Origin of the sequence: Paraburkholderia sediminicola, from assembly GCF_046026895.1 — a bacterium.
In the GTDB taxonomy this organism is placed as follows: Bacteria; Pseudomonadota; Gammaproteobacteria; order Burkholderiales; family Burkholderiaceae; genus Paraburkholderia; species Paraburkholderia sediminicola_C.
Window position 1 is genome coordinate 87,204 of the sequence record NZ_JAQQEU010000024.1, and the last position, 22,749, is coordinate 109,952.

Genomic DNA, 22,749 nt, shown 5'->3' on the forward strand with positions numbered 1-22,749 from the left:
CGTTCGCGAATCGTAAGCGAACGGTCGCTTCTGGCCTGAAGAACCCTACGAGTACTTTTCGGCCATTGCTGCCGTTGGGATTGGCTGACCTCTACGTCCGCAATGTGACCGACTGCTGCCGGCGGTTTGGTTTGGCAGCCGAATGAGAGCTTTCTCGATCGGCGAACTCACCCTCTCGACCCTGAACGGACGGCCTCTTGCATATGTCGAATGTCCCTTCATTCGCCCATGACGGACCATCAACTGAAGCCACATCACAGATTGGACCGCTGACCCGTCTGCCCCGACAGGCAGCGCAGAGGAACGTGGCGGTGATGCCGCGTTTCATCCAGCTGCATTGATAACATCTGAACATCAATGCTTCGAAAAAATGCACTTATCGCGTAACTCCATTTGCGTGAGTATCTGTACTCAAGATTCCAGCGAGATTGGAACGAAAGTAAAACGCATCGGAGACAAGGCTATGTACAACGCAAGGCACACCTGGAGCGCCTAACGATCGCCCCTTGGGCGGGTAGTCTCGAACCCCAGCCGGTTCGAGCACCGGACAACTCAACACACATCAGCCACGCATTCCGAACGCCATCGGCGTCACGGCCGCTTGTCACGCCTGGCGCTTTCGCCTAACGACCAATCCGAACACCCGTTTCTTTTTATATCGCTATGCCCTTCAGGAGACAACTTCATGCAAATCACCGGTATGTTGCACGGCGCGCGCCTACTGCAATTCGTCGGATTCCCGGCGAGTGAGATCCTCGGCCCGAGCGCCAGCGAGGAGGAGATCAAGACTTTGATTGATCGTCATCGCCAGATATTCATCAAACCCGTCTTCAAGGGTGGAGTGGGAAAGAAGGGGAAGGCGGGTTTACTCGGCCGCGCGACCGATCTCAAGACGGCGTTGATCGAAAAAGAGCGGTTGTACTTCGCCGAGCATTCCGTCGGCCACCTGAAAGCAAAGTCGAATGGCGTGACGTTCGAAGCCGGCGTTCCGGCCCAGCATGAGGTCTATTTCTCGATCACCGACTCCACGCGTTTTCGTGCGCCGACCATGACGCTCTCGCATAAGGGCGGCATGGATATCGAAGAGGTCGACCCGAAGCATGTGGCGATGGTGCCCTTCGACGCGTTGACGGGTCTAAAGGCGTTTGTCGTGGCGAACGCACTGAGCGAGATTGGTGCGCCGAAGGAGATCATCTCGCCGCTCGTGCAGCAGTTGCCGAAACTCTGGGAGCTCTTTCACGATTTCGGCATGACGACACTGGAATTGAATCCGATCCGCATGCGCGAGGACAAGAAGGGGCGCCTCACACCGGTCGCCTGCGACTTCAAGTGCGGTTTCGATCGCGACGATCCGCGATGGACGCGCCTTGGGCTGCCGCAACACCTGTTCGCGGCGGACTACTCCGACTTCGAGCAGGAGATCAATCAGTTGCGCACGCACCAGGGCAGAGCGACGTATATGTGATCAACGAGGAAGGCACGATTCTCGCGCCGACGTTCGGCGGCGGCGCCAACTCGCTCGTGACCGAAATGCTCGGTGACGCCGCGATCATCTCGTCGGATTTCGGCGGCAATCCCCCGTACGCGAAGATGAAGGAAGTGGCCCGTATCTGCTTCAAACACTGGCTCAAGCAGTCGAATGTGCTCTTCATCATCGGCGGCAAGTCGAACAACACCGACATCTTCGAGACGCTGCGAGCGATGGCCGACGCTCTTCGCGAACACTTCAGCGAGCATGGGCCGACGCCGCTTTACGTGGTGCTGGGCCGGGGAGGCCCGAACCTCGTGCGTGGGATGGCCGCGCTGAGGGACACATGCGACTCGCTCGGTCTGCCCTATCGGCTCTTCGGATTCGACTCCGACATCAGCGAGGTCATCCAGTACGCGCGTCAGGCGGACGCCTGGATGCGCGCCGGTGGCCGGGCCGAGATCGCAGCACGGATCGGCGCACCCGCGACGGAAACCGAAACGGCTCAAGCCTGAGGAGAGCAACGTGTACAAGCAAAACAGCAGCCAGTTCAAGTATTTCGTCGGCGTCAACTCGCTGGCGCAGATCGCCACGCGTGACGATCGCGTGTGCGTGCTCAATATCCTGGGCGGTGAGTCCTCGGACGTGACGCCCGTCAGTCATGCGTTCTCAGGCGGGAATATTGTCTTCGGCACGGCGCCGGGCAAAGGCGGACAAGTGCTCACCACATCGATCGGAGATATCCCGGTCTACAACAACGTCCGCGAGGGTCTGGAAGCGGGGCATCGGTTCAACTGCGGCGTGGTCTATCTACCGCCATCGGCGGCCCGCGACGGCGTCGCCGAACTGATCCGCGTCAATCCCGATCTGAAGAAGATTTTCATCATCACCGAAAAGATCGCCGTACACGACGCCCGCGAGATTCGCGCGATGGGTCAGCAAGCGGGCATCGACATCTTCGGTGCGAACGGGCTCGGCGTCGCTGACTCGTGGAATCGCGTAAGAATCGGCGGAGCACTCGGCGGCGATAGTCCGGACGATTCATTGCGCAAGGGATCGATCGCCATCTTCTCGAACTCCGGCGGCTTCAGTACGACGATCGCGCAGTACCTGCGCATGAGCGGCTGGGGCACATCGACCGTCATCTCGAGCGGCAAGGACGTCTACATCCACTATGCCGCGCCGGAATTTGCCTTCGCACTCGCCAACGATGCTCGAAGCAAGGCCGCTGTGCTCTATTGCGAACCGGGTGGCTACTACGAAGCCGATGCGGCCTTCACGAAACCGGTGGTCGCCTGTGTGGTGGGCCGGTGGAAGAGCCGCCTCACGCGTGCGGTCGGGCATGCGGGCGCGATGGCCGGCGGCTCCGACGACGCGCAAGCCAAGGAGCGCTGGTTCATGGAAATGTTCGGCGTAGACCGCCTCTTTACGCCAGACGATCCGTGCTGCTCCGCCAAGGGCGCGGTCGTCACGAACATCGCGCATATCCCGGCGGCGCTGACCGCCGTCATGCGCGCCAACGCGACGATGCCTGACTTCGAGCCCGAAGGCAGCCTTGCGCTCAAGCCGTGGTTCGGCTCCGACCAGGGAATTCAGCTTCCGTCCGACCTTGCGATCCCCGTAGTGGGAGCAGTCGCGCCCTACGACGAGCAAGTCTTGCAGGTCAATCGACAAGTCGGTGCGATTGCGCCACGTCAGGCGTTGAAGGATGCGTCGGGAGCATCGCAGATGGATGCGAAAACGCAAGTGAGCAGCCTGTATGGCGCCTCGATGCTCGACGCGGCGACGCATTCGCTCGAAGCGAACGTCAGCCTTGCCCTGCTTCACGAGTTCGGCGGAGAAAACGACGAGAAGCTCATCGATGTCGCCATCGCTGCATCCGTCAATCTGCACGGAACGCCGGAACTCGCGGCAGCGCAAGCCGCACGCGAGGCCGGCAATGCACCCAACGCCATCTTGGCCGCCGCGACCTCGATCATCGGGCCGAATCGTCAGCGCGCGGCGCGGGATGCCGCGAAATGGATGATCGAACGCTTCTCGGCAGCCGGCCTTAGGAGTGCGTTCGACGAGAACTTTGACATCGCCCGGATCGACGTCAGCGGCTGCGAGCCGCTCTTTGCCGACACGCGCGATGTGCGCGCCGAAGCGATGCTTGCGGGACTCGCCGAGCGCGGAGTCAGATCGGTCCTCGTGCGCTGGCTCACGTCTCAGCCCGCTCACCCGACGGCGGACGCGGTGCTGGCCGCGATCTCCGTGACGCTCGCGTGGGGACCGCTGATGCGCAAGCGCATCTCGCGCGTCACGGCCGAGAGCCTGCCCTGGTGGATCATGTTGTTCGGGACGCTGATCGGCGCATCGGCGGACGCCTCGCGACACCGTCCCGACGGCTTTTGCGGCTTTACCACGCAAGCGCTGCTGAACGAACGCAGCCTGACCGAAATCTGTTTTGCCGCGTTGCTCAACCTCGCGCCGGGGCCCAACGATCTGTTCGCCTTCAAGACGCTCGTCGGTCTGCTGCTCACCAACGGTCCGGGAGCCATCTCGGCGCAGGGAGCAAAGGGCGCAGTATCCGCTGACGGCCCGGAAAGCCCCGAGCGCGTACAACTCAACAAGGCACTGGTCGGCTTTCTCACCCATACAGGTTATACGCATGGCGGCAATGGCTATGAAGGCATCGCGTTCCTGATCGAAGCGTTCAGGGACAGCGGGCTTGCCGATCCGTCCGACCCCGCGCACGGCGTCGACCTGCGCTCGCTGGCCGAGCGCTCGGTCGAGCGCTATGCGAAGTACAAGGCCCGACAGAAGCATGCCGGCAGCCTCGATATCGCGAAGCTGCCGGGCGTGAACCATCCGGTCTTCAAGGACAGGCCGGTCAACTATGACCCGCGCGAAGTGTTCATCGCGCAACTGTGCGAGAAGCGTGGGGAATATAACGTGTTCCATGCTTTCTATCGCGAACTGGTGCAGGCGTTGTTTGATGCCGGCGTCTCCCGCAACGTGTACTGCGTAAACGTCGATGCCGTGATCGCGGCGCTGCTGCTGAAGATGCTGTGGCAGCCGCTGCAACGTGGTGAATTGACTGAGTCCGATCTGGAAACCGCCGCATTCACGATCTTCCTTTATCCCCGCATGCTCGGATGCGCGGCGGAAATCGACGATCACCTGAACCGGGGGCGCAACATGGACACTCGAACGCCCGCGTCGCAGTGCCGCTTCGTAGCTTGAGCACTTTGCCGACATTGATAACCAGCGGACATCAATCGTTTCGAAAATAGCACTTATCGTTTCGTGGGGTTCGGGCGAATATTCGACAAACAATAAACCGCCCGAACACTGCAAGTTCAAAATTTCTGGAGACACCTCGATGCATCCCTCCTCACCCCCGCTGGCCCCCGGGCAATCGAAGGCATTTGCCGTGCTACGCGTGACGGCCGGCAACTTCCTGGAGCAGTTCGACTTCTTCCTCTTCGGCTTCTATGCCACGCAGATTGCCGCGGTCTTTTTCCCGGCGGGGAGCGAGTTCGCTTCGCTGATGATGACCTTCGCAGTGTTCGGCGCGGGCTTCCTGATGCGGCCGCTCGGCGCGATCATCCTCGGCGCGTATATCGACGATGTCGGTCGCCGCAAGGGCCTGATCGTCACGCTGTCGATCATGGCGAGCGGCACCATCCTCATCGCGTTCGTGCCCGGATACGCGACGATCGGACTCTTCGCCCCGGCCCTGGTTCTCGTTGGCCGTCTGCTGCAAGGCTTCTCCGCGGGTGCGGAACTGGGCGGCGTTTCGGTTTATCTCGCCGAGATGGCGACGCCGGGCCGCAAGGGTTTCTTCACGAGCTGGCAGTCGGCGAGCCAGCAAGTGGCGATCGTCATCGCTGCGGCGCTTGGCTTCGCGCTCAATCAGTGGCTCGACACGGCGGCGATCGCTGCGTGGGGATGGCGCGTGCCGTTTTTCGTCGGCTGCATGATCGTGCCTTTCATCTTCATCTTGCGGCGCAATCTCGAGGAAACGCAGGAATTCAAACAGCGCCAGCATCGCCCCAGCATGAAAGAAGTCTTTACGACTCTCCTGCAGAACTGGAACGTCGTGGTCGCGGGCATGCTGCTGGTCGCAATGACCACCACGAGCTTCTATCTGATCACGGTGTATGCGCCGACCTTCGGCAAGACGGTCCTGCATCTGAGCACCGCCGATAGCCTGCTTGTCACGCTGTGCGTGGGGATCTCCAACTTCATCTGGCTGCCGATTGGTGGCGCGCTATCGGACCGTATCGGACGCCGTCCGCTCCTTCTCGGAATGACGATCCTGGCGATTGCGACCGCCTACCCCGCGCTATCGCTGCTGGCTCACGCGCCGAGCTTCGTCAACATGCTGCTTGTGCTGCTCTGGCTCTCGTTCATGTACGGGATGTACAACGGCGCGATGGTCGTCGCGCTCACCGAAGTGATGCCGGTCGAAGTGCGTGTCGCTGGATTCTCGCTGGCCTACAGCCTCGCGACGGCGGTCTTTGGCGGTTTCACACCCGTGGTCTCGACCGCGCTCATTCACATGACGGGCGATAAAGCCGCGCCGGGCTACTGGATGAGCTTCGCCGCGGTGTGCGGGCTCGGTGCCACGCTCGCACTGTATTGGCGCCGTCGCGTTCCGCTGCATGCGGCTTCCTGAAGCATCGCTTCGCTCCTCGAACTTCAGCCTGACGTTCTTTCAACCATGAAATCCATCCTTCTGAAACTCTGTACCGCGGCGCTCCTCGGCAGCGCCGCTGCTGCGGCGAATGTGCAGGCCGCCGATCTGCACGTGATGAGCTCCGGCGGCTTCACCGCCGCCTACAAGCTGCTCGGCCCGAAGTTCGCGGCGTCCACGGGCAACACGCTCGATACCGCGCTCGGACCGTCGATGGGCAAGTCGCCGGAGGCCATTCCGAACCGGCTTCAGCGCGGCGAGCCTGCCGACGTGGTGATCATGGTCGGCTATGCACTCGACGACCTCATCAAGCAGGGCAAGGTGATCCCCAATTCGCGCGTCGAGCTCGCGGATTCGCGTATCGGCATGGTCGTGCGCGATGGCGCGCCGAAGCCCGACATCGGGTCTGAGGCCGCGCTCAAGGAAACCTTGCTGCATGCCCGGTCGATCGCTTACTCGGATAGCGCGAGCGGTGTCTATATCGAGCGCGAGTTGTTCAAGCGGCTCGGCATCGAGGAACAGGTGCAGACCAGGGCGAAGATGATCCCGAAGATCCCGGTGGCGTCGATGGTTGCAACCGGCGACTACGAAGTGGGATTTCAGCAGGTGAGCGAGTTGCTCCCGGTGAAGGGCGCAGCGTACGTCGGCAAGATTCCGGAGTCGATGCAGTCCGTCACGCGCTTTGCGGCCGGCATCCCGGTCGGCGCGCAGCATCCGAAGGAGGCTAAAGCGCTGCTCGACTATCTCGCGTCGCCCGCCGTGCAGCCGGAGGTGATATCGACCGGGCTCGATTCCGTCGCCACGCATTGAGACGGCGGCAACGATTCAGCCCGGCAGGTCGGCGGGCTGATCGAAAGCTTCTTCGGGCTCATGCGCCAGGCTCAATGCATCCTTCAGACGCGTGCGGTCGCAGGCGCGCTCCCACATCGATACGAAGATCACCGCGCAGGCGTTGCTGATCACGCTCGTCAGGGCGCGCGCCTCCGACATGAAGCGATCAATGCCGACCAGTAGCGCGACGCCCGCAACCGGCAGATCGGGAATGACGGCGAGCGTCGCGACGAGCGCAACCAGTCCGCTGCCCGACACGCCCGCCGCCCCCTTAGACGTGACCAGCATGACCACGAGCATCGTCGTGATCTGGCCGCCCGAGAGGTGTACATCGCAGGCTTGCGCGATGAACATCGAGGCGAGCGTCAGGTAGATCGCCGTGCCGTCGAGATTGAACGAATAGCCGGCGGGCAGCACAAGACCTACGATGCCCTTGTCGCAGCCAAGCGCTTCGAGCTTGACGATGAGGCGCGGCAGCACTGGTTCGGTCGACGACGTCGCGAGCACGATGATAAGTTCCTCGCGAAGGTAGCGCAGCAAACGCCAGAGGGAGAAGCGATGCAGGCGTGCGAGCGGACCGAGCACGCAGACGACGAACAGCAGGCACGCCGCATACAACGACACCATCAGCATGCCGAGCGAGCCAAGCGAACGGATGCCGAAACGGCCCACCGTGAACGCCATCGCGCCGAATGCCCCGACGGGTGCAAGCCGCATGATCAGCGCGAGGATGCGGAACAGCACGTGCGCGATGCCGTCGATGAATTCCTGCACTAGCCGTCCGGCGCTTCCGCTGGCGTTCAATGCGAAGCCAAACAGAAGCGCAAGCAGCAGGACTGGCAGAACCTCGCCTTTCTCGAAGGCGCCGACGAACGTCTCCGGAATCAGATGCAGTGCGAACTCGGGGAGCCCGTGCGACTGCGTGCGAGTCGAATACTGCGCGAGGATGGTGGTGTCAAGATGATGCGCGTCGATGTGCAGTCCCGCGCCCGGATGCAGCGCGAACGCGGTCGCGAGGCCCAGAACGAGCGCAACGATGGTGAGAAGGTAAAACAACGCGAGCGCCTTCAGGATGGTGCGGCCGATCTTCGAGCCGCTCGCAAGCGAGGTGATGCCGATGACGATCGTGCAGAAGACGATTGGCGCGATCATCATGCGCACCAGAGCGACGAATGCATCGCTGAGCGGTTTGAGCGATGCGCCGACCTGTGGCCAGAAGTGGCCCACGGCCATGCCGAGTCCCATTCCAAGCAGGACCTGGACGTAAAGCAGCCTAAAGGGCCTTGGTAGTGTCATTTCGGGGTCTTCTTCGCCGCACCGACCATGCCGCTGCGCTTCGTGTCGAGGATCGTCTGGTAGAACTGCTGCGCGGCCGGCGCGAGGGGGCGTCCCCGGCGTCTGACAATGCCGACTCGCCTCGTCACGACCGGATCGACGAGCGGCACGCTGGTCAAAATCGGATGGTCGCGCATGGGCATTGCCATTGAAGGCACCGCTGCCACACCGAGTCCCGCTTCAATCAGGCCGAGCATGGTGGTGACATGGCGAGTCTCGCAGACGCTCGGCACTGCCGGCGCCACGTTGGTCAACGCCTGATCGAGCAGCAGGCGGTTGCCGGAAGTCTTGTCGACGGAAACGTATTCGTGTTCATACAGCTCGCTCCAGGTCACCTGCTTTTTCCGGGCAAGGGGATGATCGCGACGACACGCGGCGACGAACCGTTCCTGCAGCAGGACCTTGAATTCGACCTCGGTTTCCTGGCTGCCCATGAAGCTGACGCCAAAATCGGCTTCACCGCTGATGACCGAGCCGAGCACTTCGTTGGCGCTCGAGTCCAGCAGCTTGACCCGGATCCGCGGATAGCGGCTGTGATAGGCGGCAACGACGCTCGGCAGGAAATAGTAGGCGACCGACGGCACACATGCGATGGTCACATGACCTAGGCGGCTGCTGGAGACGTCGCGGATGCCGAGCAACGCGACATCGAGATCGTCGAGAAGTTGTTCCGCGCTTGGGGCGAACACGCGACCTATGGTGGTGAGCGTCACGCTGCGGGTGGTCCGCTCGAAGAGCCGCACGCCGAGCGCCGCTTCGAGCTTCTCGATGCGCCGGCTCAGCGCTGGCTGCGAAATATTAACCGCCTCCGCTGCTTTGCGGAAGCTGCCCAACTCCGCGACGGCTCGAAACGCCTGCAAATCGTTCAGGTCGAAGTTGACGCCCACGGGCCATCCTCCGCATTTTAGATGCGACTATTTTGCATGATACGCACGCTGACACCGCATCTCACGGGGGGCAATCGGCCATCTGCGGTCATAGACCCATGCATTCGCGCGGACATTCGAACGTCGGCTGCGCTCAGGTGTAACGGTCGTTCGTACAGTCAGGTCGATGGACAAGTGCTCGACCATTGCAGTCATGCGTGGCCCATCGGGTTCCGCACTCAATGAATGGCTGCTGACGGGCGAAGCCCCAACGCAATGTGCCCTTCGAGATGCCAACTTCAACCAGCGACGTTTGCCAACCGGCATTCGACTCGCATGAAGGTGCGGGTCTACGATGGCTCTTCGCGGCGAGCGGGCTTTCTTTTTTTGCGGTCCGGTGACGCACGCGGCACACCTTGAGCGTGTTACTGGCTGTCGGTATCGGGCACCTTGCTCCAGCCCGGACCCGGATCAAACGACTTCGTGGCCTCCGCTTTGGCCGCGCTCCCCGGTCCGAGGTCCCGCTCGTAAACCTGCCCGGCATGGCTCACCATGAAACTCTTGATCCCGGTGTCTCCATACTTCACTGGCCAGGCGATCACGGCAAAACCGCCGAAGAGCTTGCCTCGCACGACGTAATCGTAGGCGCCACCTGGGGCGTGTGGCCCCTGTGACTCGAGAAGCTTGAAGTGGTACCCGTAGTAGCCGGCGTTCTGCACATTGCGCGAAGTCGCATCAACGAACGCCTCGCCGAGCGGACTCGGGTTATCATCCGGTCCGGTGGGCCAGTACAGGCCGTCGTGTTTGCCCGGCGAGCTCACCATTCTCGCTGCATAGGCAAGCACACCCTCTCCGTCGTGATTGGTCTGCGCGTACTCGCGCTGGGCATCGTAGATCACGAGCATCGTCTGAATGACCGCGAGTTCGTTGCGACCGATGCGCCGCGCGCGCATGACTTCCGCGCCCGCGTGCGTGTCAAAGTGCCATCCCTGGTCGGTCTTAACGAGTGGAATCGGAAACGTCCAGCCGTCGTCTCCCACGGCAATGCGGGCATGTCGGGTGTCCGTCGGCTCGATCGCATGGGACTTGGCCCACTGCGCGACGAACGTATCTCGCACCTGAGCGCCGATCGGTGGAATCAGTTCACGAAAGTCATCGCCGAAGATCGCGCGCAACGCGTCCTCCCGGTCTTTCAGGACGGCGTCGCCGAAGGCGTCCATAGCCGCCTCCGGTGAGCTGAAGTTCTTTTGCGCATAAACAGTAGTCATCATTGCAACGGACAGGACGGCAACGGCGGTGAGGTTCGCGAGTGTGGGCCTTGCCCACTTCCTGAAAACGCATGACTGGAAGTCCATAGTTCTTTCTCCTCAACGCCTGCCGCCGCCGCGTCCACCGCCGCCGCGCATGCCACCGCCGGAAGGCCGGTTAAAGCCTGAGCCCTGCATACTTGATCTACCGCGATCGTAGCTGCGCTGCGTCCCGCCGCCGCCCGCCCCTACGCCAGAGAACGAGCTGTCGCGCCCTCCGCCACCGTAACCACCTCGGTTGCCGCTACTGACACGGCTCATGTCGCTAGGGCCACGATTCGCCGCAGCGGAGCGATCTGCCGTCGCTGCCGGATTACCGCCAGCGGATCGGTCATTGATAGATGCGCGATTGCTCGCGCCACCCCGGTCGCTTGCGCCGAACCCCGTACCCGAATCGGTACCGCGCCCACGATACTGGGATCGCCTGTCGGCACCCGCCGAACCGGCAAATTTATCGCGCATCGCATTGTCCCGGTAGGCGACGCCCTGCCGATGACTTCCGTCATGCTGCCAGCGACCGCCCTGCCCCTGGACTTTGCTGCGATCGAAGTTGCGATCGACGTTCCGGGCTTTGTCGACGTTGATGTTGACGTCCCCGCCACCCCAGTTGCAGTCGCTGAAGATCGCACCGGCAGCAGCGAGCCCAACGCCAAAGGCGATTCCTGTCGCGAGGGCCGCGCCGGGGTAGTAACCGGGGTAGTAAGCGGGGTAGTAAGCGGGGTACGGAGGCCAATAGGTTGGCGGATAGGCCGGATAGCTCCATCCACCGTAGACAACCGTCGGGTTGTAGGCTGGCACATAGATCACCTCCGGGTCTGCCGGCTCGATGCGCACAATGGTGGTCTGGCCGCCCGCCGGTGCCGGCTCGACTATGACCTTCTGCTGCTCGTTCGATTTCAGGTTGCCCGATTCCTGTGCCCGTGCCCGCAACCGCTGCACAGCAGCAAAGACCTCTTTTTGCTGAGCAAGAAAGCATCGCCGAGCTTCTGCGTCCAGTCGAGCTTGTCACCCATCGGCTCAAGTATCTGTGGGAACGCCACCAGCGATTTCACACTGGTGTCCCAAGGCTGATTCTCCACCGCCTTCACGGCCGCGTCGCCCTTCACGTTAGGATTCGCTTTTACCCAGCGCGCCGCGTGCACGATCTCCAGCGGATAGGTCGACGCCATCAATACCTGAGACAGCACGGAGTCCGGGTAGAGCGCGATCGGCGCGACCAGGGCCTCAAGCTCCTCTGGTGAGAACGGCGCAGGATTCGGTGCAAGGCCCTGTGCGGGATTCTGTGCGGGGCCCTGTGCAGGGGTCTGCGGTTGAGTCTGCGCAGAGATTTGTGGAGGCGTCGGTGCCGGGCCCGGCACAGAACTCTGGGGGCCATGATCTACACAAGCTTGATTGATCACTGGCAAAACCAGCCACAGAAAAACGGCTTTTGCCCATCGGTCGTTCCACTTGGTCATGGCCCCTCCTTGCGGCAGGTTTTTGACGCGGACAACGATGCGTTTGTGACAGTCACGTGCGTCGGACGCGCGTTCGACTTCCCGGATGGCTGTGGCGTCGTCGATTCGGGTAGCAGAGAGTCCGAAGAAAATTAAATCGTGGGCATTTTCTGCTCTACTACCTTGACCCAGCCGTCACCCCCAGGGTTTTTGCCGCGGATAAGGTACCCCACCAACACTAAAGCAATGACGATGTATAGCCAGAACGCAGCCTGCTCGAGCCCAGCGAAGTCTTGTCTCATACCGACGCTCCAACTGTAGCCCTGAATTCTTTGCCAGGCCGACCGACTTTTCAGCTGTCCTATCGTAGTACCTGCTGCTTACAAAATGTCCACTAGCGGCGCGGAACCCGCAATCAGGTCACCCGGCCTCGCGTGCCGCATAGGTCTGGATTGTCGCGGCCCAGCGCGCCAGCATGCGATCGGGCACGCTGTAGGCAACCGCCATGTACCAGTCATGAGGGGTAGCAATGTCGAGCGGGCAGCCCTGCAGGCAGACGAGATTGTCGGGCACGCCGCGCTCAAGCGCCCTGGCATGCAGCCCGGTACGCGCGGGGGCGCGGGCAGCGGTCGCGCTCGGGGCGGCAACCATGATCGTTGCCCGCGGCTATTGGGGCGGCGCTCAGTCTGGCCACACCCAGTCGGTGATCTCCGCGCGATCGATGCCATGCGTGTGCGCGTAGCTCAGGTTGCTGATGATCGCGTTTTTCATGTCTTCCCTGAGATACGCCGTTCTCGCTTGTAATCGAGGCACGCGGTCGAGGACATCGATTACCAGATTGAAACGATCGACCTGGTTGAGGATCGCCAGTTCGAGCGGCGTGTTGATGTTGCCCTTCTCCTTGTAACCGCGCACGTGCAGATGTTCGTGGTTGCGGAAGCGATAGGCCAGCTTGTGGATTAACCACGGATAGCCGTGGAAGTTGAAGATCACCGGCTTGTCCACTGTGAACAGGCTGTCGAACTCGCGTTCGGTCGAGCCGTGCGGATGCTCGCTCGCGGGCTGCATCCGGAAGAGGTCCACCACGTTCACGAAGCGCAGTTTGAGCTCGGGCAGCCGCTCGCGCAGAATTGCCGTCGCCGCCAGTGCTTCCTGAGTGGCGACGTCGCCACACGATGCCATCACCACGTCCGGTTCCTCGCCCTCGTCGTTGCTCGCGCGCCGCCACACGCCCAGCCCTTTCGCGCAGTGCACGACCGCTTCGTCGATGGTGGTGAACTGCAGGTGCTTCTGCTTGTCCGCCACGATGATGTTGATGCAGTCGGTCGAGCGCAGACATTCGTCGGCCACCACAAGCAGCGTATTCGCGTCCGGCGGAAGGTAGACGCGCGTGACAGACGGGCTCTTGTTGGTGACGAGGTCGATGAAGCCCGGGTCCTGATGCGAGAAGCCGTTGTGATCCTGCCGCCACACGGTCGACGACAACAGGATGTTTTGCGACGACACCGACGCGCGCCACGGCACATGGTTCTTGCAGATGTCCAGCCATTTCGCGTGCTGGTTGAACATCGAATCCACTACATGCGCGAATGCCTCGTAGGTGTGGAAGAAACCATGCCGCCCCGAAAGGAGATAGCCCTCGAGCCATCCCACCAGCGTATGCTCCGAGAGCATTTCCATCACCCGGCCGTCGCGCGACAGTTCTCCGCCGTCCTCGTCCTCGGGTAGCAGATCGCCCATCCAGACTTTTTTGCTGACCTCGTAGATCGCTTGCAGACGATTGGAAGCCGTTTCGTCCGGGCCGAACACGCGGAAAGTGCTCATGTTGGCGCGCATGGTGTCGCGTAGAAATTCGCCTAGTGGCCGCGTATTCTCCTGGAGCACCTGGCCCGCGTGAGAGACCTCGAGTGCATAGGCGCGGAAATCCGGCAGCTTCAACTCCCTGCGTAACACTCCGCCATTCGCGTGCGGATTCGCGCTGATGCGTCTTGACCCGGTTGGCGCGAGCGCCCGCAGTTCCGGCATCAGCCGCCCGTCGGCATCGAAAAGCTCCTCGGGCTTGTAGCTGTGCAACCAGCTTTCCAGCAGCGCGAGGCTATCGGGATTGTCGCGTACATCGCCGAACGGCACCTGATGTGAACGCCACGAGCCTTCGGCTTTGTGGCCTTTGACCTCCTTGGGTCCAGACCAGCCTTTGGGCGTTCGCAGCACGATCATCGGCCAGCGCGGCCGCTCGGGCTCGCCGCCCGCGCGCGCTTTCTCGTGAATCGCGCGAATCTCCGCGATGACGGTGTCGAGCGTGGCGGCCATTTTTTCATGCATCTCAGCATGGTCTGATCCCTCGACAAAAAATGGCTTATAGCCATAGCCCTCGAACAGCGCCTCGAGTTCCCGGTGGCTGATGCGCGCGAGAATCGTCGGATTGGCAATCTTGTAGCCGTTCAGGTTGAGAATCGGCAGTACGGTGCCGTCGCGAGCGGGATTGACGAATTTGTTCGAATGCCAGGCGGTGGCGAGCGGTCCCGTTTCCGCCTCGCCGTCGCCGACCACGCAGGCGACGATGAGGTCCGGGTTGTCGAGCGCGGCGCCATAGGCGTGGGACAGGCTGTAACCCAGTTCGCCGCCTTCGTGAATCGAGCCAGGCGTCTCCGGTGTGACATGCGAACCGATATGGCCGGGAAACGAGAACTGCTTGAAGAACTTCTGCATGCCCTCGGCGTCTTCGCTCTTATCCGGATACACCTCCGAATAGGTGCCTTCCAGATAGGCGGGACCGAGCACGCCAGGAGCACCATGGCCCGGGCCCGCCATGAAGATCACGTCGAGGTCGTCGCGCTTGATGACACGGTTCAGATGCGCCCAGACAAACGAAAGCGCTGGGCTTGCACCCCAATGCCCAAGCAGACGCTGCTTCACGTGATCGACCTTCAACGGCTCCTTCAACAACGGATTGTCGATCAGATAGATCATGCCGACCGAGAGGTAGTTGCACGCGCGCCACCAGGCATCGATCAGTCGAAGTTCGTCGGAGTCTAAAGTACCTTGCTGTGCAGCACCTGAAGTGGAACGCTGGCCCATCGCGACGTCTCCTGAACATGCAGCCTTATCTCGAGCGCGAGGATTGCGTCGGGTGGCTGCGCGGGCGCAATTCCAGATTTGTCGGGCCGCGTCGCGCCTGACGGCGGGACCCTCTGTATCCAAACTCTCGTCACAATGCCCATGGACGTAGTCAACGCAGACTACGTTGCCAAGCGCAGATTGCAAGTGCGATTCCGGTCGCACTCGCGCAACAGCAGAGCCTGGCGGTACCGCGACACGCAGCACTTCTATCGCATCTGTTCATCCTGTGCGATAGGGATGCTCACTATGCGAAGTGCAACTTCTATTGGCCCGCTGCGTCGTGCGCGACCTTGATAGCAGCGTCGCGCTCTTTTTTGGCTTCCGCCTTCTTATGGTCGTAGACCTTTTTCGCAGCAGCAACCTTCTGGTCGTATACGCGATTAGCCGCGGCGACCTGATGGTGCATTTTCACTATCGGATCAGGATGTTCGGCGGCCGGTGAACTACTTGCGGTATTGCCCTGCGCCCAAGCTACGGGAGCAATCAACACGGCAAGCAAACCGCTCAGCACTGCAGCACCAATGTGATTCATCATGTTCTCCTTGCCGACGTCGACAATTCAAATTCCCGGGAGCGTTTTTCCGCACCCTGCTGTTCGTTACGGTGAATCATGTGATGGATGCCGGACAGGCGCGCAACCCGACCGAAAATTCCTCGCCCTCGGTTTGGGCGGTGACCAAGTTATAGGTTAACTTAAGCCGTCGTGGCAAGTCTGTGAGCCGTAGGTTCGATTGGTCCATGCTCACGCAGAGTGAGCGAGCGGCAACTGCGCCCCGGTCAGGACGCGACAATGTCAAACCCAGAGGTTGCGTCGGCAGTCAGCTTGGCATGATTTCTATGCCGGTCGTCCACGATGGTCGACACCGCTAAACAACGCTAAGTCTGTAGTCGTTGACCTGCGTCAACCAACCCATACGCCCAACGTCCTATTGTTACGGGGCATCAGCATAACTACATTTTAGTCTGCACAGGGCCGCATTCAGCGCGAGTGCTACGCCCCGGGGCCCGCTATTCGAGACGATAAGCGTGAGTCCGGGAACGGCATCCACCTACGTAAAGAAAAATGCCGCCGGTTTGCAGAGGGCTGCTTGCCCCGCCCGAAACCTGCAAGGGGCCTTCTCACCGTCGCAATTCAGGAGACGCATGATGAGCACGGAGACACGCAATCTCGGGGTTCACTCCGAGGCGGGTAAGTTGCGCAAGGTAATGGTGTGTTCGCCGGGACTGGCGCACCAGCGTCTGACGCCCGGCAACTGCGACGAACTGCTTTTTGACGACGTGATCTGGGTCAGTCAGGCCAAACGCGATCACTTCGATTTTGTGACGAAGATGCGCGAACGCGGCGTTGAAGTCGTCGAGATGCACAATCTACTCACCGAAACCGTCCATGACCCCGAGGCGCGAGACTGGATCCTCGAGCGAAAGATCCGTCCGAACACAACAGGCGTGGGCCTCGCCAGCGAGGTGCGAAGCTGGCTCGACGGTCTTGAACCGCGCCGGCTCGCCGAGTTCCTGATCGGTGGGGTGCTCGTGGAAGACATTCCAGATTCGGAACAAAGCAATACGCTGAAGATGTACCGCGAGTACCTGGGGTACTCCAGCTTCGTGGTGCCGCCCCTTCCCAATAGCATGTTTACGCGCGACACGACGTGCTGGATCTACGGCGGCGTCTCGCTGAATCCGATGTACTGGCCGGCCCGCCGTCAGGAGACGCTGCTCGCCGCCGCGATCTACCGCTTCCATCCGGGCTTCGCTGGCGCGAAGTTCGAGACCTGGTATGGCGACCCCGACGTCGACCACGGATTCTCCACCCTCGAAGGTGGTGATGTGATGCCCATCGGAAATGGCGTGCTACTGATTGGCATGGGTGAGCGGACGAGCCGGCAGGCAATCGGCGAACTCGCCCAGTCGCTGTTCGCCAAAGGCGCGGTTGAACGGATCATCGTGGCGGGCCTGCCGAAATCGCGCGCGGCGATGCATCTGGATACGGTGTTCACCTTCTGTGATCGCGACCTGGTCACGGTCTATCCGGAAGTCGTGAACGAAATCGTTGCCTTCTCGGTGCGGCCGGACGACGCAAGTCCATCGCGGCTCAGTGTGAGTCACGAGGAAAAGCCCTTCATGGACGTGGTGGCCGAAGCACTAGGTCTGGCGAAGCTGCGGGTCGTACAAACCGGGGGGAACCGTTTCGCCGCCGAGCGCGAGCAATGGGACGACGGCAACAACGTCGTGTGCGTCGAGCCCGGCGTCGTGATCGGATACGACCGCAATACGTACACCAACACTTTGCTGCGCAAGGCAGGTGTTGAAGTCATCACGATCTCGGCGAGCGAGTTGGGGCGCGGTCGCGGAGGCGGCCATTGCATGACCTGTCCGATCATCCGGGATCCAGTCGACTGACGAACTGGCGATGGTTCGCCCAGCTACCGCAGCGCAACATCGAGTCTACATTCGAGGACCATCATGGCATTCAATCTGCACAACCGGAATCTCCTGAGTCTCATGCATCACACCCCCCGCGAGTTGCGCTATCTGCTCGACCTCTCGCGTGACCTGAAACGAGCGAAATATACAGGTACCGAACAGCAACACCTGAAGGGCGTCAATATTGCACTCATCTTCGAAAAGACCTCGACGCGCACCCGCTGCGCATTCGAAGTCGCGGCCTACGACCAGGGCGCCAACGTCACGTACATCGATCCGAATTCTTCGCAGATCGGACACAAGGAGAGCATGAAAGATACAGCGCGCGTACTCGGCCGCATGTACGACGCAATCGAATACCGGGGGTACAGCCAGGAAATTGTCGAGGAACTGGCCCAATACGCGGGTGTGCCTGTCTTCAACGGTCTGACCGACGAATACCATCCGACCCAGATGCTCGCCGACGTGTTGACGATGCGCGAGCACAGCGACAAACCGCTGCACGACATCAGCTACGCGTATCTCGGCGACGCGCGCAACAACATGGGCAATTCACTTCTCCTGATCGGCGCGAAGCTCGGCATGGACGTGCACATAGGGGCACCCAAGGCGCTGTGGCCGCATGAAGACCACGTCGCGATATGCAAAAAGTTCGCCGAAGAGAGCGGCGCGCGCATCACGGTGACGGAGGACGCCAAAGCCGCCGTCAAAGGGGTGGATTTCGTGCACACCGATGTCTGGGTGTCGATGGGTGAGCCTGTCGAGGCGTGGGGCGAGCGAATCGGAGAACTGCTGCCGTACCAGGTGAACATGGAGCTCATGAAGGCGACAGGGAATGCGCGGGCGAGGTTCATGCATTGCCTGCCTGCCTTTCACAATTGCGAAACCGCGGTCGGCAAAAAGATTGCTGCCCAGTATCCGGATCTGGCCAATGGCATCGAGGTTACGGAAGAGGTATTCGAGTCGCCGATGAACATCGCATTCGAACAGGCGGAAAACCGCATGCACACCATCAAGGCGATTCTGGTGTCGACACTCGCCGAGATCTGACGATCCGTCGCGCGGCGCGCGTGGGCGCGCCCGGCAGGGACTACATCGAACGAGGTGGATCATGCGAATCGTGATTGCATTGGGCGGCAATGCGTTATTACGGCGCGGCGAGCCGTTGACGGCGGAGAACCAACGCGAGAACGTGCGGACCGCCGCCGAGCAGATCGCGCGGATTTCGGCCGGCAATGAACTGGTTATCGCACATGGCAACGGCCCGCAGGTGGGTCTGCTGGCGCTCCAGGGCGCGGCCTACAAGGAGGTTGCTTCTTATCCGCTCGACGTGCTGGGTGCCCAGACGGAAGGCATGATCGGCTACCTGATCGAGCAGGAACTGGGCAACCTGCTGCCCTACGAAGTGCCGTTCGCGACGATTCTGACTCAGGTCGAAGTCGATCCTGACGACCCGGCTTTTCAGGAGCCGACCAAGCCGATTGGACCTGTCTACAGCAAGGAAGAAGCCGAGCGGCTCGCGAAGGAAAAAGGCTGGAGTATTGCGCCGGATGGCGACCGCTTTCGCCGCGTCGTCGCGAGCCCACGCCCGAAACACATCTTCGAGATCCGGCCGGTCAAGTGGTTACTGGAACACGGCACCATCGTGATCTGCGCGGGCGGCGGCGGGATTCCGACAATGTACGACGCCAGTCACAACCTCGTGGGCGTGGAAGCGGTCATCGACAAGGACCTGTGCTCGGCGCTTCTCGCCGAGGAACTCGGTGCGGACATGCTGATCATCGCCACGGATGTCAACGCGGTCTACGTGGACTGGGACAAGCCTACGCGCAAGGCAGTGCTCGAAGCACATCCGGATGAACTGGAGAAGCTGGGCTTCGCCGCTGGTTCCATGGGACCGAAAGTGGCGGCCGCGATCGGCTTCGCCCGCAACACAGGGAAGAGTGCCGCGATCGGTTCGCTGTCGGACATCGTGGCGATTACGGAGCATCGGGCCGGCACACGCGTGAGCACCGAGGTTCAAGGTCTGCGGCACCAGGAGTGACGCGGCTTGACGCGTCTCGCGAAGATCGGATTCCCACGGCATGCGCCGCTACTGAACGTCGTCTGACTGGGCCGTGTCCATCGCGGCGGCCCACCAAAGGCGATCACGGACGACATGCCGACCGTGGGGTTCACACGTGAAGGAGAGGTGACATGTCCGTTCCAAAGTCTTCGCCCGCGTCCGGATCGGCGCCTACATCGGCATCTTCATCCGCGTCGTCGAACAAGCTCAGGCTGGGTGCGCTGGTTGCGCTGGTCGTCGGGTCGATGGTGGGGGGCGGCATCTTCTCCCTGCCACAGAACATGGCGGTCAGTGCCGATGTCGGCGCCATTCTAATCGGCTGGGCCATTACCGCTGTCGGCATGCTCACGCTCGCGTTCGTATTCCAGACGCTCGCCAACCGAAAGCCCGAACTCGACGGCGGCGTCTATGCCTACGCAAAAGCGGGTTTCGGCGACTACATGGGCTTCGGATCCGCATGGGGCTACTGGATCAGCGCCTGGCTCGGCAACGTGGGATATTTCGTGCTGCTCTTCAGCACCGCCGGCTATTTCTTTCCCGCGTTCGGCCAGGGCAACACACCCGTCGCCATCGTCTGCTCATCGGTCCTGCTCTGGAGTGTGCATTTCCTCGTTTTGCGCGGCATCAAGGAAGCCGCATTCATCAATCTGATCACCACCATTGCGAAGATGGTGCCGCTTTTCTTATTTGTCGTGCTTTGCCTGTTCGCGTTCAGGTATGAAACGTTTTCGGCGGACTTCTGGGGCCTGCATAACCCCAAGCTCGGCAGCGTCGCCAACCAGGTACGCAGCATGATGCTGGTGACGGTGTGGGTGTTCATCGGGATCGAAGGCGCGAGCATCTTCTCGGCACGGGCCGAGCATCGCGCAGACGTGGGCAGGGCGACAGTGATCGGCTTCATCGGCGTGCTCCTGCTGCTGGTGGCCGTGAACGTCCTGTCGCTCGGCGTCATGACACAACCGGCGCTGGCGGGGCTGCAAAATCCGTCGATGGCGGGCGTGCTCGAGCGCGTCGTCGGCCCTTGGGGCGCCATTCTCATCAGCGTCGGGCTGGTCATCTCGCTGGCAGGCGCGCTGTTGTCGTGGGTTCTTCTGTGCGCGGAGATTATCTTTTCGGCGGCACGCGACCACACGATGCCGGGTTTCCTGCATAAGGAGAACGCGAAGAAAGTACCCGCGAACGCGCTTTGGCTCACCAACGGGATGATTCAGCTGTTTCTCGTGATTACGCTGTTCTCGAAAGGCACCTACCTGTCGCTGATTTATCTGGCGACGTCGATGATTTTGCTTCCGTACTTCTGGTCTGCTGCTTACGCATTGCTGCTCGCGGTGCGCGGCGAGACATATGAGCCCGCAAGCCCGCAGCGCCGCAAGGACATGGTTGTAGCCGCTATCGCTGTGATCTACGCTGTATGGCTCATCTACGCCGGCGGCCTCAAATACGTGTTGCTGTCGGCGCTTCTCTATGCGCCCGGCGTGCTGCTGTTCGCCAAGGCGAAACGCGAGGTTGAGCAGCCTGTATTCACCCATGTCGAGAAGGGCATATTCGCGGCAGTGGTGATCGGTGCGGTCATTGCCGCATTTGGCTTGTACAAGGGCTTTCTTGCTCTCTGATTTATGGAGACCCAGGATAAGTATGAAAACCGCCAGAGTCGGCGCTCATTCCAAAGCCGGCAAATCGCGTGAGGTCTTGATCCGCCCGCCCGTGTTCGCTCACTAGCGTCTCACGGTTCCCGCTACCGATCATAGACGCGTGCGTTTCAGCCACGACAACTCACGTGGCATCGACCGATATGCTTCGCGAGTTAATCCGCAAGCTGAGAGCGCGTGGCATCGAGTTGCACTTCGCCGAGCTTAAGGATCCTGTGCGCGACAAGCTCAGGCGCTTCGAAATGACGGACCTTCTCGGGGACGCGCAATTCTAACGGATGCTCGCTTTTATCGGAGGCGGCTTCCTTGGGTCTGGCTCTCTACGAGCATGCGAAGGCGGCTTGGCGCGACAGCTGACCGCCGTTTCAATCAAGCACGGAGGAGCGTGAAAATGATCGATTCAAGAAAAGGACTTTGGAGGCGGACGGGCGGAATCCTGGCCGCAGCCGGACTCCTGGCCTTGTCGGGCGCAGCTCTCGCCACCAACCAGTCGCAACAGCGCCAGGAAGGCAGGAACGCAAACCAGAGTGCAAAACACGAGGCGCGCTCGAACAAAGTAGACTGCCGGGCCGCAAACCAGAAGAGCAACTCGCAGTGTCGGCAGGACAAGCGCGACACGAAGCAGGGTGGCCGCCAGGACAAGCGGGACATCAAGTACTGACGAAGAGTGCCGGTCGAATGCCGTGCCCGCCAGCAGCGGAGCATGCATCGGCCGCCCGGCGACCCTTGTAGTGGGCGTGCCTGTTTCGACCGGTGCAACGCCGCGATGCGCTGTCTCTCTTTTCAGGCAGACCGTGTTGCAAAATCGAGTCGCCTGCCACCGGCGTCTTGCGATTTGAACGGCCGCCAAAACGCGATCAGAACTTGAAGGTCACATTCAAGCTTGGGCCGCTAAAGCGCAGCGTTTGTACGAGTTGATTACCTGAGCCGTAAAATGCGAGGTACCGATAGAGCAGGCCGACATCGACCCGCTTTGCCGCGTAGGCCAGCCGTGTCAGCGCCTGCCATGTGAACTTCGAGGTCCCCGTCCCCACGTCGAGATAGAACGGGATGTACCAGGCGCCGTCCCGAGTGATAGTTGCACGTCCGCGCACGCCCGCAAATCCGTCGAAGATGGTCTGCATCTGTTGAAGATCGCTAATTCTGCTAGCGGTGCCCATAAGGGTGCTAATGCTGTCCGTTAATTCTGCTAGCGCGGCTTTTCCACCGGACCACGAACTCACTGCCCGGAACGGCTCAATAAGCGCAGCACGACACGGCGCTTACCGAAATCCACCCAAAGAATGTTGAAGGCCGCCGAAGTAACACCTAAAGTGCCATACCGTAGGGAGTTTTTGACCAGCGTACGGATATCCACGCAAAACAACCAATTCGTGACGTTTACGACATCAATTGATGAACTCTACAAACAGGATGCGGAATTGCCGCAAAGCCTTATGGCGGAAGGCAGCCGACTCCAACAACCGCCCGGGCAACCGCGCCAGTTTTGACTCCCACACTGCGTGATCACCGCCTACCCATCATCCTACCCATACTTCGTGGCGACACACGGAGACCAGCATCTAAC

The 22,749-nt window shown here is 61.2% G+C and carries 15 protein-coding genes and 3 pseudogenes; 9 read left to right on the top strand and 9 right to left on the bottom strand.

Annotated elements, in window-relative coordinates; all coding sequences use genetic code 11:
- The first annotated feature begins 685 nt into the window (after positions 1-685).
- The 4 genes and pseudogenes from PQR02_RS18630 to PQR02_RS18645 all read left to right on the top strand — a co-directional run bounded on the left by PQR02_RS18630 (position 686) and on the right by PQR02_RS18645 (position 6,959).
- Positions 686-1,983, top strand: a pseudogene (locus PQR02_RS18630) (ATP citrate lyase citrate-binding domain-containing protein).
- A 10-nt stretch (positions 1,984-1,993) separates the two neighbouring features.
- On the top strand, positions 1,994-4,693 hold the full coding sequence (locus tag PQR02_RS18635; RefSeq protein WP_408233879.1) for a CoA-binding protein: 2,700 nt from the start codon (positions 1,994-1,996) through the stop codon (positions 4,691-4,693).
- A 139-nt stretch (positions 4,694-4,832) separates the two neighbouring features.
- Complete coding sequence (locus PQR02_RS18640) at positions 4,833-6,131, top strand: MFS transporter (RefSeq protein ID WP_408233882.1); 1,299 nt, start codon at positions 4,833-4,835, stop codon at positions 6,129-6,131.
- Positions 6,132-6,176: 45 nt separating this feature from the next.
- Positions 6,177-6,959: a substrate-binding domain-containing protein gene (locus PQR02_RS18645; RefSeq protein WP_408233885.1), complete on the top strand. Its 783-nt coding sequence runs from the start codon at positions 6,177-6,179 to the stop codon at positions 6,957-6,959.
- A gap of 15 nt (positions 6,960-6,974) precedes the next feature.
- Here the strand turns inward: PQR02_RS18645 and dctA are convergent, their stop codons facing one another.
- The 8 genes and pseudogenes from dctA to PQR02_RS18685 all read right to left on the bottom strand — a co-directional run bounded on the left by dctA (position 6,975) and on the right by PQR02_RS18685 (position 15,576).
- On the bottom strand, positions 6,975-8,276 hold the full coding sequence (gene dctA / locus PQR02_RS18650; protein ID WP_408233888.1) for a C4-dicarboxylate transporter DctA: 1,302 nt from the start codon (positions 8,274-8,276) through the stop codon (positions 6,975-6,977).
- Positions 8,273-9,202: a LysR family transcriptional regulator gene (locus tag PQR02_RS18655; RefSeq protein ID WP_172167940.1), complete on the bottom strand. Its 930-nt coding sequence runs from the start codon at positions 9,200-9,202 to the stop codon at positions 8,273-8,275. The genes dctA and PQR02_RS18655 overlap by 4 nt, the downstream gene beginning before the upstream one ends.
- 404 nt (positions 9,203-9,606) lie before the next feature.
- Entirely contained in the window at positions 9,607-10,536 is a 930-nt protein-coding gene (locus PQR02_RS18660; protein WP_408233892.1) for a DUF2950 domain-containing protein, read from the bottom strand.
- Positions 10,537-10,548: 12 nt separating this feature from the next.
- A pseudogene (locus PQR02_RS18665) lies at positions 10,549-11,945 on the bottom strand (DUF3300 domain-containing protein).
- Between the two features lie 131 nt (positions 11,946-12,076).
- The gene (locus PQR02_RS18670) at positions 12,077-12,226 is read right to left on the bottom strand and encodes a hypothetical protein (RefSeq protein WP_408233895.1); all 150 of its coding nucleotides are present in this window, start codon (positions 12,224-12,226) and stop codon (positions 12,077-12,079) included.
- Positions 12,227-12,353: 127 nt separating this feature from the next.
- A pseudogene (locus tag PQR02_RS18675) lies at positions 12,354-12,575 on the bottom strand (hypothetical protein); the annotation flags it as partial.
- A gap of 30 nt (positions 12,576-12,605) precedes the next feature.
- The gene (locus tag PQR02_RS18680) at positions 12,606-15,002 is read right to left on the bottom strand and encodes a phosphoketolase family protein (protein WP_408233898.1); all 2,397 of its coding nucleotides are present in this window, start codon (positions 15,000-15,002) and stop codon (positions 12,606-12,608) included.
- Between the two features lie 304 nt (positions 15,003-15,306).
- Entirely contained in the window at positions 15,307-15,576 is a 270-nt protein-coding gene (locus tag PQR02_RS18685) for a hypothetical protein (RefSeq protein ID WP_408233901.1), read from the bottom strand.
- A gap of 611 nt (positions 15,577-16,187) precedes the next feature.
- On the opposite strand from PQR02_RS18685, the gene arcA reads away from it, so the two are divergent.
- The 5 genes from arcA to PQR02_RS18710 all read left to right on the top strand — a co-directional run bounded on the left by arcA (position 16,188) and on the right by PQR02_RS18710 (position 21,843).
- Positions 16,188-17,444, top strand: coding sequence for an arginine deiminase (arcA, locus tag PQR02_RS18690; RefSeq protein ID WP_408233904.1), 1,257 nt, complete (start codon positions 16,188-16,190; stop codon positions 17,442-17,444).
- A gap of 63 nt (positions 17,445-17,507) precedes the next feature.
- Positions 17,508-18,518, top strand: a complete 1,011-nt coding sequence (locus PQR02_RS18695; RefSeq protein WP_408233907.1) for an ornithine carbamoyltransferase — start codon at positions 17,508-17,510, stop codon at positions 18,516-18,518.
- A gap of 61 nt (positions 18,519-18,579) precedes the next feature.
- Complete coding sequence (gene arcC, locus PQR02_RS18700) at positions 18,580-19,512, top strand: carbamate kinase (RefSeq protein WP_408233910.1); 933 nt, start codon at positions 18,580-18,582, stop codon at positions 19,510-19,512.
- Positions 19,513-19,664: 152 nt separating this feature from the next.
- Entirely contained in the window at positions 19,665-21,146 is a 1,482-nt protein-coding gene (arcD, locus tag PQR02_RS18705; RefSeq protein WP_408233913.1) for an arginine-ornithine antiporter, read from the top strand.
- 427 nt (positions 21,147-21,573) lie between these two features.
- Entirely contained in the window at positions 21,574-21,843 is a 270-nt protein-coding gene (locus PQR02_RS18710; RefSeq protein WP_408233915.1) for a hypothetical protein, read from the top strand.
- 196 nt (positions 21,844-22,039) lie between these two features.
- On the opposite strand, the gene PQR02_RS18715 is transcribed toward PQR02_RS18710, so the two are convergent.
- Positions 22,040-22,306, bottom strand: coding sequence for a hypothetical protein (locus tag PQR02_RS18715; protein ID WP_408233918.1), 267 nt, complete (start codon positions 22,304-22,306; stop codon positions 22,040-22,042).
- Positions 22,307-22,749: the final 443 nt, after the last annotated feature.